The 14,747-nt window shown below is 60.1% G+C and carries 13 protein-coding genes; 7 read left to right on the forward strand and 6 right to left on the reverse strand.

Going from position 1 to position 14,747, the window contains the following annotated elements:
• Positions 1 to 14: 14 nt before the first annotated feature.
• On the reverse strand, positions 15 to 914 hold the full coding sequence (gene lpxO / locus ACW9I6_RS07210; protein WP_008436177.1) for a lipid A hydroxylase LpxO: 900 nt from the start codon (positions 912 to 914) through the stop codon (positions 15 to 17).
• Positions 915 to 1,176: 262 nt separating this feature from the next.
• Positions 1,177 to 2,520 carry an LPS O-antigen chain length determinant protein WzzB gene (locus ACW9I6_RS07215; protein ID WP_043224670.1) on the reverse strand — a complete coding sequence of 448 codons (1,344 nt, stop codon included), beginning with the start codon at positions 2,518 to 2,520 and terminating at the stop codon, positions 1,177 to 1,179.
• 401 nt (positions 2,521 to 2,921) lie between these two features.
• Between ACW9I6_RS07215 and ACW9I6_RS07220 the strand changes: the two genes are divergently transcribed.
• From ACW9I6_RS07220 to ACW9I6_RS07235, 4 genes are all read left to right on the forward strand, one after another.
• Entirely contained in the window at positions 2,922 to 3,308 is a 387-nt protein-coding gene (locus ACW9I6_RS07220; protein WP_134326695.1) for a TIGR03067 domain-containing protein, read from the forward strand.
• Between the two features lie 541 nt (positions 3,309 to 3,849).
• A complete protein-coding gene (locus ACW9I6_RS07225; RefSeq protein WP_003218461.1) occupies positions 3,850 to 5,088 on the forward strand; it encodes an MFS transporter in 1,239 nt (412 codons plus the stop codon).
• 162 nt (positions 5,089 to 5,250) lie between these two features.
• On the forward strand, positions 5,251 to 6,840 hold the full coding sequence (locus ACW9I6_RS07230; RefSeq protein WP_008436174.1) for an ABC-F family ATPase: 1,590 nt from the start codon (positions 5,251 to 5,253) through the stop codon (positions 6,838 to 6,840).
• A gap of 347 nt (positions 6,841 to 7,187) precedes the next feature.
• Positions 7,188 to 8,372 carry an MFS transporter gene (locus ACW9I6_RS07235; protein ID WP_008436173.1) on the forward strand — a complete coding sequence of 395 codons (1,185 nt, stop codon included), beginning with the start codon at positions 7,188 to 7,190 and terminating at the stop codon, positions 8,370 to 8,372.
• On the opposite strand, the gene ACW9I6_RS07240 is transcribed toward ACW9I6_RS07235, so the two are convergent.
• Both ACW9I6_RS07240 and ACW9I6_RS07245 read right to left on the reverse strand, forming a co-directional pair.
• Entirely contained in the window at positions 8,366 to 9,403 is a 1,038-nt protein-coding gene (locus tag ACW9I6_RS07240; RefSeq protein ID WP_008436172.1) for an alpha/beta hydrolase family protein, read from the reverse strand. The genes ACW9I6_RS07235 and ACW9I6_RS07240 overlap by 7 nt on opposite strands.
• A 227-nt stretch (positions 9,404 to 9,630) precedes the next feature.
• Positions 9,631 to 10,242 (reverse strand): FMN-dependent NADH-azoreductase, encoded by a 612-nt coding sequence (locus ACW9I6_RS07245; protein ID WP_457339103.1) that lies wholly within the window; start codon positions 10,240 to 10,242, stop codon positions 9,631 to 9,633.
• A 125-nt stretch (positions 10,243 to 10,367) separates the two neighbouring features.
• Between ACW9I6_RS07245 and ACW9I6_RS07250 the strand changes: the two genes are divergently transcribed.
• Both ACW9I6_RS07250 and ACW9I6_RS07255 read left to right on the forward strand, forming a co-directional pair.
• Positions 10,368 to 11,276, forward strand: a complete 909-nt coding sequence (locus ACW9I6_RS07250) for a LysR substrate-binding domain-containing protein (RefSeq protein ID WP_003215364.1) — start codon at positions 10,368 to 10,370, stop codon at positions 11,274 to 11,276.
• Positions 11,273 to 11,635 carry an MmcQ/YjbR family DNA-binding protein gene (locus ACW9I6_RS07255; RefSeq protein ID WP_032899493.1) on the forward strand — a complete coding sequence of 121 codons (363 nt, stop codon included), beginning with the start codon at positions 11,273 to 11,275 and terminating at the stop codon, positions 11,633 to 11,635. The genes ACW9I6_RS07250 and ACW9I6_RS07255 overlap by 4 nt, the downstream gene beginning before the upstream one ends.
• Here ACW9I6_RS07255 and ACW9I6_RS07260 read toward each other — a convergent pair.
• Both ACW9I6_RS07260 and ACW9I6_RS07265 read right to left on the reverse strand, forming a co-directional pair.
• Complete coding sequence (locus ACW9I6_RS07260; RefSeq protein WP_003215359.1) at positions 11,618 to 12,001, reverse strand: DUF1294 domain-containing protein; 384 nt, start codon at positions 11,999 to 12,001, stop codon at positions 11,618 to 11,620. The two genes, ACW9I6_RS07255 and ACW9I6_RS07260, sit on opposite strands and share 18 nt — an antisense overlap.
• Positions 11,998 to 12,828: an undecaprenyl-diphosphate phosphatase gene (locus ACW9I6_RS07265; RefSeq protein WP_003215357.1), complete on the reverse strand. Its 831-nt coding sequence runs from the start codon at positions 12,826 to 12,828 to the stop codon at positions 11,998 to 12,000. Before ACW9I6_RS07265 ends, ACW9I6_RS07260 begins: the two co-directional genes overlap by 4 nt.
• Positions 12,829 to 13,057: 229 nt before the next feature.
• Between ACW9I6_RS07265 and ACW9I6_RS07270 the strand changes: the two genes are divergently transcribed.
• On the forward strand, positions 13,058 to 14,692 hold the full coding sequence (locus ACW9I6_RS07270; protein ID WP_134326697.1) for a methyl-accepting chemotaxis protein: 1,635 nt from the start codon (positions 13,058 to 13,060) through the stop codon (positions 14,690 to 14,692).
• Positions 14,693 to 14,747 lie beyond the last annotated feature (55 nt).

A 14,747-nucleotide genomic window follows, 5' to 3' on the forward strand; every position in this document is an offset into this window, starting at 1 on the left:
CTCCGCTGCCCGGTTCAGATGAGGATGAAGATCGCGGCCAGGCCGGCAAAGATCGCCCATTTTTCCAGGTAGTAACGGGTGCGGTTGCGTTTCTTCAACTCCTTGCCCCGCAGGCGAATCTTGTACAGGCGGGTAAACGCACGGTTCAGGCCGCCGGTCTTGTCACCGGCATCGTTGGGCGAACCGGCCGCAGCCATCACGTTGCGGCTGAACCAACGGTTGAACGCGGCCGCCCAGCGATACTTCATCGGGCGTTCGATATCGCAGAACAGAATGATCCGGTTCTGCTCGGTGGTGTTTTCGGCGTAGTGGATAAAGGTCTCGTCAAACATCACCGGTTCACCGTCGCGCCAGTAGTAGTTTTCACCGTCCACGTTGATGTAGCAGCCCGGAGAGTTGGGCGTGTCCAGGCCCAGGTGGTAACGGTAGGAACCGGCATACGGGTCACGATGGCGTACCAGCTTTGAGCCCGGTGGCAGCTCGGCAAACATCGCGGCCTTGATCGAGCCGATGCTTTGCACCAGCTCGGTGGTGCGCGGGCACAGCTTCATCGCCGAAGGATGGCTGTCGCCGTACCACTTCAAATAGAAACGCTTCCAGCCCGACTTGAAGAACGAATTGAAACCCACGTCATTGTACTGGTCGGAGCGCTTGATCTCGCCTGCGCGCAGCAGGTTCTGGCCTTCCTCGCGGATCTCTTGCCAATGCTCCTGAAGCGGGCTCAGGTCGGGAAAGTCGCTGGGGGACAGGTACGGTCGGCTGGGCAGTTTGGAAAAGAGGTAGAGAAAGCAGTTCACCGGAGCCAGGAAGGTCGAGTGATCGCTGAGCTGGCGCCCCAGCTTGTGGCGCACCCGGCCACGCAGGTGGACATACGCAATAGAGGCAACGTAGAGAGCAACAATGATGAGTTTCAAGGTATTCGTCACAAGTCAGAAGAGAACAGGCTGCTCCCGCGTGCCCACAACGGCCGAGGATTGAAGATGCAGCACCTGAAATCACAATTCACAAAACCGGCAACACGAACGGCTGGGTGACAATCCGGTCGTGGCCATTGGCAGCTATTTTAGCCACACTTTGTAACCAAAGGTTAATCAAGATTTGTGAAAAGGTGTCCAGTGAGTGTGCCAGGAAGAGCAGCAGCGGGCTTGCCGGGCGGCCTGCCCGCTGCTGAAGGCGTCAGATTTTCGGTTCGTCATCCTTGCGTGGACGCAGAGCAAGCCGATGTTCATCCAGCTGCGAGTAGGGTATGGCTTCGCGCCGTGCCAGGATGAAATGGCGGACCAGTGCAATCAGCATACCCAGAATCAACCCCGCAACCACGCTCAGCATTATCACAAGGCCTTTTTTAGGCTTGATCGGGCTGAGTGGCTCCTGGGCACGACGGTCAATGGTGACCAGTTTGAGGTCACTCATGTCGATATTGAGGCTCCGCAACCGCGCGACTTCCGCGCGTAACGGTTCAACATCCTGCAAGAAAATGTCTTCATTCCCGCGTTTTTTCAGGACCTCGACTTCTCGGTTGACCTCCAGCATCTGCAACTCTTTGCCAATCTGCGCAACGCGACCGTTAGTGAAGTCGTCGCTGGTGCGCGCCAGCAAGGCCGTACGTTCCGCCTCAAGCGCTTCTGTCCCGAGGAAGTACAGCGGGATTTTCTGATTATTGACCTCGGTGCGCATCATTTGATTGGAGCCGCCACGAGAGGCATCCGCCATGGATGACGGGGTAGTCGGCGTCTTGATGCCCATCGACTTGGCGATGGAGATGGCCTCGGCCAACTCCGCCAGTCGGTTCGTTCGCTCCATTTTCATCTGCAAGCGCAGGGCAACCAATTCGTCTTCCAATTGAGCGCGCTTGAGCCGGTCGGCCTCAAGCAGCTTGGCAATTTTCGACTCCTTATCGGTTTCGTAGTTGGAGCGCGCTGCGTCAATCTTGCCCTTGAGTTCGTTCAGGCGGTTATTGACGATCACTTTCAGGTCTGCACCCACTTGGGCGCGTTCCGACGCGATGGCGTAGTCCACAAAGCCGTTGAGAATGGCAACGCCGTCGATGTCTTTGGGGTATTGCAACTCAAGCCGGATATAACTGCTCAGGGAGTCGGCTTTTTTTGGATCCGGCAGAATAAGGTTGATCGAGTTTCGATTGAATGCTTCAAAACTCTGCTCCAGGCTTTGCCCGGTTTTCTGGAACGCCTTGAAAAGGTCCTCATGCGACTTGAAGAACCCCAGGCGGGCTTCGTAGGAGTCCAGTTGTGCGCCGACTTTATTCAGCGCGTCCGCCGGGGGCAACTTATAGACTTCGGAGCGGTTCAGTGCATCCAGTTCATTGATGGCTGCAGGGCGCAGCACACTGCTGACCTCATACTCCCGCGGTGCCAGAAATGCGTAGCCAGCGCCCAGGACTCCCGCGAGAATTGTACAACCCAGCACTAACTTCTTTTGTCGCCAGATACCATGACACAGTTCAAACAGATCAATTTCGTCCGATGCCGCATGAGCGTGGAGCCGAGGAGTTTTATTCAAAACTGATGCACCTTAAAAAATCGACAGTCAGCGGTCATACATATTCATCAAATACTGAATGACCGCTTGAAAATCAGGGACAACGCCCTGTACACAAGACACACACGGTCTACCGATGGTCATCCGACCACCTCGGTCACGGAAAAATCCCACATCACCGTAGATTGTTTTCGTTCAGATACCCAGGAGTCCCTACCCTGGTGCTGAGCGTAGACGAACTTGTAAAGAACCGTTTCCGAATCAACGCATAAAATGGCGCTAAATACCCGTGAATATTGGGAAAATTCGTACGCAACCTTGAGAAAACAGACAATTCTCACAAAATCGATTCAGCTCATCCGTCAGGCGCCTACACCCCAGGGCATTGACTGATCATTTTTCAACCAAAAAAAGGAATTTGTATGACCTCTGTTTCAATTGATGACTTTGAGGCGCTCCAGGGCGCATGGGAGCAAACGGCACTGGAAGACAATGGCGCGCTCAATCCCACGGATGAACACAGCGCGCCAGGCGCGATCACGACAATCTCGGGCGATCAATTCCAGGTGGTGACGGTCGACGGCGAGGTTTTACTGGCAGGCAGCTTCACGCTCGATGCCAGCACAGCACCCAAAAGCATTACCTGGGTTGACTCGATGGGAGAGGATGCCGGCAAACAGTTACCCGCGAGTTACCGGCTGGAAGGTGATCACTTCGTGTTTATTGCGGCAGATGAAGGCATGCCCCGCCCTACCCGCTTCAGTACCGGCCCAGGGCAAACCATGCGCACGTTCGTGCGCAAACCCTGACACGGATATACATCCGTTCCTGCGACATGGTTTTCACATGGCCTTCACGTGTTGACCTATAGGGTGAAGGCTACCTACTCCAGTGAACACCTTGGCCCGTCTACCCCACGGGCCTTTTTTTGCCTGCACGGCAGCCAATCAGCACGGGCGCTTGATGGCGGTGAGGGTGTAGCACGGGGCAGTTGAGCGGGCTGGTTTTGATACCTGGGCTGACAGCATGTCCATTGCGTCTCCAATATGTTCCGGTCATTGCGACAAAAGAAGTCCGCCCTACACCGAAAGCCTCGCCATCCTTGAACCGGTAAAGAGCCTTCACTGTAGGGCGAACGGACGGAAAATAAGCCAGGCTTATTGGATGTTCAACTGTTAACAATAAAAAGCCCTGAAAAAGCCTCGATCAGCGCTATTTTTCGATGCAAATGGCTCCACTTTGTAAATGTTTTTGCTTGTATTGCCATACGAGTGCAACGCCGCCTTCAGAAACTATACCTTCATGCCATGGGTCACTACTGCTACCGACCTCTTGCCTGAAGACCGTGCCATGGCCACTCGCTCTGACCTGCGCAACACCCTGTCCCTGGACAGCCTGAACTTCTTCCTGGCGGACGTGCGTGACGGACTGGGGCCGTACCTGGCGATTTATCTGCTGGCCGTGCACCACTGGGACCCCGCCAGCATCGGCGTGGTCATGACCCTGGCCGGCATCGCGGCCCTGCTCACCCAGACGCCGGCCGGCGCATTGATTGACCGAACCCGCAGCAAACGGGCAGTGATCGTGATCGCCGCGCTGCTGGTGACTGCCAGTTGCCTGCTCCTGCCCTTCGTCAGCTCCTTCAGCCTGGTGGCGCTGACCCAGGCGGCCAGTGCAGCGGCGGCCTCGGTGTTTGCGCCGGCCATCTCGGCGATTTCCCTCGGGATCACCGGGCCGCGCGCTTTTACCCGGCGCACCGGCCGCAATGAAACCTTCAACCACGCCGGCAACGCGGTGGCGGCCCTGCTCGCTGGTGGGTTCGCCTACCTGTTCGGCCCGGTGGCGGTGTTCTATCTGATGGCAGTCATGGCTGCGGCGAGTGTCATCGCGGTCAGCTGCGTGTCAGCCCAGGCAATCGACCACGAAGTCGCAAGGGGTTTCGACCCTGCGCATGGCACCGGCCATGAACAACCGTCGGGGTTGGCCGTGCTTCTGGCGAACAAGCCCTTGATGCTGTTTGCCATCTGCTGCGCGCTGTTTCACCTGGCCAATGCGGCCATGCTGCCGCTGGTCAGCCAGAAGCTGTCGCAGATCAACCTGCAGATGGCCACGCCGCTGACCTCGGCCTGCATCGTCGCGGCCCAGTTGGTGATGGTGCCGGTGGCCTGGCTGGTGGGCGTGAAGGCCGACGTGTGGGGGCGCAAGCCGTTGCTGCTCGCCGGTTTCATGATCCTGCCTCTGCGGGGCGTGTTGTATACGCTGTCCAGTGATCCTTATTGGCTGGTGGCGGTGCAGATGCTTGACGGGGTCGGCGCCGGGGTGTTCGGCGCGCTGTTTCCAGTGATCGTCAAAGACCTCACCCAGGGCACCGGACGCTTCAATGTCAGCCTGGGCGCGCTGTCCACGGCATTCGGCCTCGGCGCGGCCTTGAGCAGCAGCCTGGCAGGTTTTGTCGTGCAGTGGGCGGGTTACAACGCCGCGTTCCTGACCCTGGCCGGCGTGGCGGCCGTCGCATTGGGGCTGGTGTGGGTGGCAATGCCGGAGACTCGGGCGAATCCATCCGTGCAGCGCCATACAACTCCCGCCTGACATATGCGACAATGCGCGCCAAATTCCAACATGCACCCATTTTTCTGCTCAGCGACTGGGCCCCAAGCCTTGATGTCGCTGCCGACGTATGCCCGTTGGCCTGGGCCACAAAATGGGCCCGGCTCAAATTAGCGCACTCCAAGCTATTGATAGGTAAAGTAATTGATCTCCACAGCTAACATCACCATGCAGTTCGGCGCCAAGCCGCTATTTGAGAACGTTTCGGTCAAGTTCGGCGCAGGCAACCGTTATGGCCTGATCGGTGCCAACGGTTGCGGCAAGTCGACTTTCATGAAAATCCTCGGTGGCGACCTCGACCCGTCGGGCGGCCAGGTCATGCTGGAGCCGAACGTGCGCCTGGGTAAACTGCGCCAGGACCAGTTCGCCTACGAAGAATTCACCGTACTCGACACCGTGATCATGGGTCACGAAGAGCTGTGGAAGGTCAAGGCCGAGCGCGACCGCATCTACTCGCTGCCGGAAATGACCGAAGACGACGGCATGGCCGTGGCCGAGCTGGAAACCGACTTCGCCGAGATGGACGGCTACACCGCCGAATCCCGCGCCGGTGAGTTGCTGCTGGGCCTGGGTATCGGCATCGAGCAGCACAACGGCCCGATGAGCGAAGTGTCACCAGGCTGGAAGCTGCGTGTATTGCTGGCCCAGGCGCTGTTTTCCGATCCGGAAGTGTTGCTGCTCGACGAGCCGACCAACCACCTGGACATCAACACCATCCGCTGGCTGGAAAACATCCTGACCCAGCGTAACAGCCTGATGATCATCATCTCTCACGACCGTCACTTCCTGAACAGCGTCTGCACCCACATGGCCGACCTGGACTACGGCGAGCTGCGCCTGTTCCCGGGCAACTACGACGAATACATGACCGTGGCGACCCAGTCCCGCGAGCAGTTGCTGTCGGACAACGCCAAGAAGAAAGCGCAGATCTCCGAGCTGCAATCCTTCGTCAGCCGCTTCTCGGCCAACGCCTCGAAAGCCAAGCAGGCCACTTCCCGTGCCAAGGCGATCGACAAGATCCAGCTGGCCGAAGTCAAGCCATCGAGCCGCGTCAGCCCGTTCATCCGCTTCGACCAGACCAAGAAGCTGCACCGCCAGGCGGTCATCGTCGATCGCATGGCCAAGGGCTTTGACGGCAAGACGCTGTTCAAGGACTTCAGCTTCCAGGTTGAAGCCGGCGAGCGCGTGGCGATCATTGGCCCGAACGGTATCGGCAAGACCACCCTGCTGCGTACCCTGGTCAACGAACTGACCCCGGATGCCGGTACGGTCAAGTGGACCGACGCGGCTGAACTGGGCTATTACGCCCAGGACCATGCTTCGGACTTCGAAGACGAGTCCAACCTGTTCGACTGGATGGGCCGCTGGACCAAGGAAGGCGAGCAAGTGGTTCGCGGTACCCTGGGCCGCATGCTGTTCTCCAACGACGAGATCCTGAAGTCGGTGAAGGTGATTTCCGGTGGCGAGCAAGGTCGCATGCTGTTCGGCAAGCTGATCCTGCAAAAGCCGAACGTGCTGATCATGGACGAGCCGACCAACCACTTGGACATGGAGTCCATCGAGGCGCTGAACCTGGCGTTGGAGAACTACCCGGGTACGCTGATCTTTGTCAGCCATGACCGGGAGTTTGTGTCGTCCCTGGCCACCCGCATCATCGAGCTGAGCCCGAGTGGGGTGATCGACTTCAGCGGGACTTATGACGATTACCTGCGTAGTCAGGGTGTGGTTTTCTAAGAGCCGCCGGTAGTTTGAAATGCGAAAGCCCCGTCCAGTGTGATGGGGCTTTTTTTTGGGATATGGCTCTGCTTTTCTGTGGGAGCCGTCGAGCTTTAGCGAGGCCGCGATAGCGGTGTGCCAGGCAACATCTTTATTGACCATGCCGCCGCCTTCGCAGCCTCGCTAAAGCTCGACAGCTCCCACACTTTACCGCGTCCGCTTTAGTCGTCCCGGGCCAGGGAGGCCCCATGGATCCAAAGCCGGATAGGCACGGGCCGCAATATCATCAAATATAGTTAGCCTGCTTCCTTTTACCCCAAGCCCTTGCCATGATGCCCTCACCGCCCGCCCGCGAACGAGTCCCCATGCCTGCCACACAGCCTGCCACCCCCAGCTCCTTGTCGATCACCCTGCAGATCGTTTCCATCGTTTTCTACACGTTTATCGCGTTTATCTGTATCGGCCTGCCGATTGCCGTCATCCCCGGCTATGTCCACGGTGAGCTGGGTTTCAGCGCGGTGGTCGCCGGGATAACCATCGGCTCGCAATACCTGGCCACGCTGCTCAGCCGCCCCATGGCGGGGCGCATGTCGGACAACGTGGGCACCAAGCGCGCTATCGTGCTGGGCCTGAGCGGGATTCTGCTGAGCGGGGTGCTGACGTTCATCGCCACGCTGGTGCAAAGCCTGCCGTTGCTGAGCCTCGGCATATTGATTGTCGGCCGGCTGTTACTCGGCGTCGCGCAGGGCCTGATCGGCGTCGGCACCATCAGTTGGTGCATGGGCGCGGTCGGTGCCGAACATACGGCACGATCGATCTCGTGGAACGGCATCGCCTCCTACGGCGCGATTGCCATTGGTGCACCGCTTGGGGTGGTGATGGTTGCCGACTACGGCTACACCAGCCTCGGAATCGCCCTCACGGCACTTTCCGCCCTGGGCCTGCTGCTGATTCGCAACAAACCTTCGGTGCCCGTGGTGCGCGGCGAGCGGCTGCCCTTCTGGGCGGTATTCGGGCGTATCGCGCCGTTCGGCGCCAGCCTGTGTCTGGCATCGATTGGCTACGGCACCCTCACCACGTTTATCACCCTCTACTACTTGAGCCGTGGCTGGACGGGCGCAGCCTGGTGCCTGACGGTATTTGGCGTGTGTTTCATCCTGTCACGGCTGGTGTTTATCTCCGCCATCAACCGCTTCGGCGGCTTCACCGCGGCGATTGCCTGCATGACCATCGAAACCCTGGGCCTGACGCTGCTGTGGCTGGCACCGTCCACCGGCGTGGCCTTGATCGGCGCCGGGCTGACCGGCTTTGGTTTGTCGCTGGTGTACCCGGCGCTGGGCGTGGAGGCGATCAAGCAGGTGCCCAACAGCAGCCGGGGCGCCGGGTTGAGTGCATATGCGGTGTTTTTTGACCTGGCGCTGGCCATTGCCGGGCCGGTGATGGGTGCGGTGGCGCTGAACCTGGGCTACTCGTGGATCTTCTTCTGCGCCGCCCTGCTCTCGGTCACCGGCCTGGGCCTGACGTTGCTGCTCAAGCGCCGCGCTTACTGATCAGCCGTCTGCAAGCCCGCCCGGGTGGATTGCCCGAGGGTGTGATTAAAGAACCGCCCGGCCTCGGAAATCAGGTCGCGGTGTATGCTTTCACGGTCAACCCCGTCGGCATCGGTGCACATGGCGGGCATCGCGGCCAGTTGGCTCTCGTCGCAAGGCGCCATGAACACAAAGTGCCCTGCCCCGGCCAGCAGCTTGAAGTCCGGCGGCTCCGGCAGTTTGCGCGCCAGGGCCTCGGCGTTCTTGTCCACGGCCACCAGCTTGTCGCCGTCGCCGCTGTAGAGCAGCACCGGTACATGCACGTCCGCCAGGGTGTGGCGGCCGAACATCAGGCTCAACGGCGCCATCAACATCAAGGCATGGATACGCGGGTCGGCCTGCGGTTGCAGGTCGTCGCGGTCGACGATCAACTCGCCCTTGGTGGTGCAGGCGTCGCGATCTTCCGGGCGTTGCTGGCAGTAGCGGCGCAGGCGGTCGAGGTCCGGCTTAGCGCCGGCGAGGATCAGCGCGGTTTCGCCACCGGCCGAATAACCGATGACGCCTACCTGGTCGACGTTGACGAATGGCGACAGCATCGGGTCGCCGAGGGTGGCGGTGATCGCTTCGGAAATCTGGATCGGGCGCCCGTACAGGTTGCTCAAGGTGCCCAGCCGGCTGTGATCCTTGTAGTTGTCGCCAGGGTGCAGCACCGCCACCACCACAAACCCCTTGCGCGCCAGGGAGGTGGCGAGGTCGTGCAGGGCCAGGGGCGTGCCGGTATTGCCGTGGGACAGCATCAGCATTGGAAAGCGGCCGATGGCGATTTTCGAGTCTTCAGTGGCGGCGATGTGATAAGCGCCCACCTGGGTGGTGTGTTCCAGGCCGGTGGACGGGTAGAACGCGACGGCTTTCATCGGCTGCAGATCCAGCGGGTCGAGAAAAGTCATGCGGTGGAAGCCCACACTCCAATGGGGGTGCGGCGCGGGCGCGGCTTGCACTGAAATCAGGCCGCCGAGCAGGGAGAGAACCAAGACTGCACAAAGACGCATCATGGGGATGTCCACCTTTGTTGCGTAAGCCCGCGTAGCTGTTGAAGTATCCATGGTTCAGGCGCTCGGACTGGCAGGGTTTACCCATGCGTGCATAACCTGGGCCAAAGTAGTGACAGCGGGTAAACGAAAAAACTCCGTACTCCGATCGCTTTTCAGGCGAGCAGAATACAGAGTTTAGGCGCCTCGAATCAGATTGATATCGAGGAACAGCAAAATTTACACAAGTCTTACGCTGCGGCGAACAATTGTTCGTTGATCACTGCGTTGGCGTCGCTGATCGCCTTGCTGCGCACTTCATCGCCATAGCCCAGGCCGTGGGCGCGGACGATTTCGATGTCGGTAATGCCGAGGAAGCCCAGCAGTACTTTCAGGTAGTCTTCGTGAGCCACACCGGTCGGCTGGCCAACGTGCAGGCCGCCGGAGGTCGACACGATGATGACTTTCTTGCCGCCGGCCAGGCCTTCAGGACCGTTTTCGGTGTAGCGGAATGTCTGGCCGGCGACGGCGATACGGTCGATCCAGGCCTTGAGTTGGGTCGGGATGGTGAAGTTGTACATCGGCGCAGCCAGGACGATGGCGTCGGCCGCGAGGAATTCGGCGAGGGTGTTGGCGCTCAGCTCGGCTTCATGTTTCTGTACGGCATCACGCAGCTCGGCAGCGGTGCCCAGTGCACCCAGGGTCACGCCGGAAAAGTGGTTGATGCCTTCGCTGGCCAGGTCACGGTAGGTCACTTCAACGCCTGGCTCGGCCGCCCGCCAGGTCTTGACGACACCTGCGCTCAACTGACGGGAAACCGAGTTGTCGCCGAGGATGCTGGAATCGATATGCAACAGTTTCATGGTTAATCTCCAAGTAAGCATCGCCAAGGGCGACGGAATGGAAATAAGCCTACAGATGAAACCAATCAGCGATTAGTCAGGCAATATGCGATTATTCGTCCCACTGACAGGACAATAGGCCGACCATGCAAGATCTGAATGACCTCTACTACTTCGCCAAGGTGGTGGAAGCCGGCGGTTTCGCCGCTGCCGGGCGACTGCTGGGGATTCCCAAGTCGCGGCTGTCGCGGCGCATTGCCGAGCTGGAAGAACGCCTCGGCGCCCGCTTGCTGCAACGTACCACCCGCCAACTGACCCTCACCGCCGTGGGTGAACGCTACCTGCGCCACTGCCAGGCAATGCTGCTGGAGGCGGAAATGGCCGATGAGGCAGTGGCCAGCATGTCCAGCGAACCCCGCGGTCGGCTGCGGGTCAGCAGCCCCGTGGGCCTGGCTCACCAATTCCTGCAGACCGTGGTGGCGGAGTTTCTCACCGCCAACCCGCTGGTGCAGTTGGAGATGAACCTGGTCAACCGCCGCGTCGACCTGGTGGCCGAAGGCATTGATGTGGCCTTGCGCGTGCGCGAGCTTGGGGATGAAGACCCGCTGCTGGTGACCAAGCGCCTGCGCCAGGCCCAGACCGCGATTGTCGCCAGCCCCGACTTTGTGCGTGAGCGGCAGATCGACACCCTGGAAGACCTCAAGCAACTGCCGGTGCTGGGCGCCCTGGAAGCAGACCGCATGGTGCACTTCCGCATGCTCAGCCCGGAAGGCAGCAGCCACGACCTGGTGATGGAAGCGCGGCTGGGGATCGATGATTTCCTGGTACGCAAGGCCTGCGCCCTCGCCGGCCTGGGGTTTACCGTGCTGCCGATGATGTATTGCGAGGAGGAATTGGCCAACGGCCAGTTGGTGCAGCTCTTGCCGCAATGGTCATTGCCGGGCGGCTGGTTGCAGGCGGTGTACCCACATCGGCGCGGCGTGTTGCCGGCCGTGCGGGCCTGGATCGACCACCTGGATAACGCCTTCAAAGGTTGCGGAGACCGTTTGCTATGAGAATGACCGAAGAACAAGTCGCCACGTTTTGCCTGGGCTTGCCCGGCGCGCGGGAAGATTACAAATGGGGTGGCGTGCGGGTGTTTTCGATTGCCGGCAACAAGATGTTTGCCTTGCAGAACCTGCGGGGCGACTCGCTGGCCTTCAAGGTCGACAAGGAGCTGTTCCTGGGCCATGTGGATCGCCCCGGCATCCACCCGGCGCCGTACCTGGCGCGGGCGCAGTGGATCATCATGGAAACGCCCTACCCGCTGGGCGCCGAGGAACTGCGTGGCCTGTTGCAGCGCTCCCACCAGTTGGTGGTGAGCAAGCTGCCCAAGCGCACGCAGGTCGGCTTGTTGCTAGAAGATCGAGAGTAGCGTGCCACCCAGGAACAGCTGATCAATCCAGAACACCTGGTGCAGCAACACGATCAGCCAGAACACCACCTGATAAGACACCTTGCGCGTCTTGTGGCGGAACACCTGCTGGGCAATCAACGCCCCCGGCCAACCGCCTGCCAGCTCCACCGCGTGCAGGACGTTTTCCGGGGTGCGCCAGCTGTCTTCGCGAGCCTTGCGCTTGTCGCTCCAGTACAGCAGGAACGCCACCACGCTGACCACGCCATAGGCCACCAGCGGGATCAGCGAAACCCCGCGGTACCCCAGCAGCGCCGCACCAAACAGCGGCGCGGCGCACAACAGTGCAAACACCAACGCCTTGAAGCGCGGATGCTGGATGATCATGGCTTGACGGCCGACCAGTCGATCCAGCCGAACTGCCAGGTGGCCAGGATCACCAGGCCGAAGGCGATCCGGTACCAGGCGAACGCCGCGTAGCTGTGGCTGGCGATGAACTTGAGCAGCGCCTTGACCGCGATCATCGCGAAGATGAACGAGGTGACAAAGCCGATGGCAAACACCGGCAGGTCATCCGGCTGGAACAGGTGACGGTACTTGTAGCCCGAATACACCGCTGCGCCGACCATGGTCGGCATCGCCAGGAAGAACGAGAACTCGGTGGCGGTCTTGCGTGACAGGCCGAACAACAGGCCGCCAATGATGGTAGCGCCCGAGCGCGAGGTGCCCGGGATCATGGCCAGGCACTGGGCGAAGCCGACTTTGATCGCGTCCTTCCAGGTGATGTCGTCGACGGTTTCGGCGTGCACTTCATGCTGGCGGCGCTCGGCCCACAACATGATGACGCCGCCCACCACCAACGCCGCCGCAACGGTGATCGGGTTGAACAGGTAGTGTTTGATCAGGTCGGCGAAAATCACCCCCAGCACCACCGCCGGCAATACGGCAATGATCAGGTTGACGGTGAAACGCTGGGCATTGCGCTGGGTCGGCAAGCCAATGACCACGTCGAGGATCTTGCGTCGAAACTCCCACACCACCGCCAGGATCGCGCCCAGCTGGATGATGATATTGAACGCTTCAAAGCGTTCGCCACCGAAGTTGATCAAGTCGGCCACGATAATCTGGTGCCCGGTACTGGAGATCGGCAAAAACTCCGTCAGCCCCTCTACAACGCCGAGTATCAGTGCCTGTACGGCGGTCCAAAGATCCATCGATTCCCCCAAAGGTCATGCCCACGGCATGCCTCGTTGATATTTTTTAGACGTTCACTAACGAAGAGTGCGCTGCAAGCACAGCGCAAATAATCAAGGCCGAACTGCGAAAATTCCGTGAAAAATCAGGCAGGACTCAGGTTTTTTGATTCTGGGCCGAAAGCCTATCAGACAAGCCGGAAATGTCGATGCAGCACCCAAAATTATAAGAACACGGAGTGACAGGACCATGAACAGTTTGCGCAATATGTCTATCAGCCGGCGCCTCTGGCTGATCCTGATCGTCGCCGTGCTGATGCTGCTAACCCTCGGCCTGCTTATGCTCAAGCAGATTCATGGCGACCTGTACCAGGCCAAGAGTGAGCAGACCCAGCGCGTGGTGCAAACCGCCAGCGGGATCCTGACTTATTATCACAGCCTCGAAACCAGTGGCGTCCTGACCCGTGAAGCGGCGCAGAAGCAAGCCTTGAGCGCGGTACGTGGCTTGCGCTACGGAAAGGACGACTACTTCTGGATCAACGATCTCACGCCCGTGATGATCATGCACGCGGCCAACCCCAAGCTCGACGGCCAGAACCTTTCGGCCATCCGCGATCCGGACGGCTTTGCGGTGTTCAACGAGTTCGTGATCCTGGCCAAGGCCAAGGGCGCGGGGATGGTGAACTACCGCTGGCCCAAGCCCGGCGCCGATGCACCGGTGGCCAAGACCTCCTATATACAGCTGTTCGAACCCTGGGGCTGGATCATCGGCTCTGGAGTGTATGTCGATGACGTGCAAGGCGAGTTCCGCGGCCAGGTGTGGAAAGCCTCGGTGGTTGGCCTGGTGATCGCGCTGATCATGGCCCTGCTGGTGGTGCTGATAGCCCGCAGCATCGTGCGCCCGTTGCAGCAGGCAGTGAATGCGATGGCCAATATCGCCAGTGGCGAAAGCGACCTGACCCGCACCCTCGACACCCATGGCCAGGATGAAGTCACTCAATTGTCGCGGCACTTCAACAGCTTTACCGCCAAGCTGCGGCAGGTGGTAGGCCAGTTGCAGACCTGCGCCAACGCCTTGGGCCAGTCGTCCACCGAGCTGGGCAGCAACGCCAGCGATGCCCATGACCGTAGCCAACAGCAATCGCAGCAGATGGAACTGGTGGCGACGGCGATCAATGAAGTCACCTATGGCGTACAGGACGTGGCCAAAAATGCCGAGCATGCCGCCAGCGAAATGCGCGATGCCCAGGTGCAGGCCGAACAGGGCCAGCTCAATATCGATGGCAGCCTGCAACGGATCGACCAGCTCTCCGGCACCATCAGCCAGGCCGTGGAGGTGATCCGGACGCTGTCGACTGAAAGCACGCAGATTGGCGGCGTGCTGGAAGTGATCCGCTCGATTGCCGACCAGACCAACTTGCTGGCCCTCAACGCCGCCATCGAAGCGGCCCGCGCCGGGGAGCAAGGCCGTGGTTTTGCGGTGGTGGCCGACGAAGTACGGCTGCTGGCCCAGCGCACGCAAAAATCCACGGCAGAGATCCAGGCGATGATCGAGCGCCTGCAAGGCCATTCGGAGGCAGCGGTCAAGGTCATCAGTGACAGCCACCAGGCCTCGCAACTGACCATTGAACAAGCAGGCCAGGCGGGCGCGAGCCTGACTGCCATCGGCCAGGCGCTGCGTAATCTCAACGGGCTGAACGCCTCGATTGCCAGCGCCACGTTGCAGCAGGCGCATGTGGTGGAAGACATCAACCAGAACGTCACCCAGGCAGCCGGCTTGTCCCACAGCACCGCGCTGGCGGCGCAGCAGTCCAGCGTCGCGAGTGCGCACTTGAAAGGCCTGAGCGAACAACTCGACAGCCTTCTGCGCCAATTCAAGGTCTGACGCCGCTCAAATGTGGGAGCGGGCTTGCTCGCGAATGCGGTGTATCAGTGCCAAA

The sequence above is a fragment of the Pseudomonas sp. SDO5522_S412 genome, assembly GCF_054071215.1.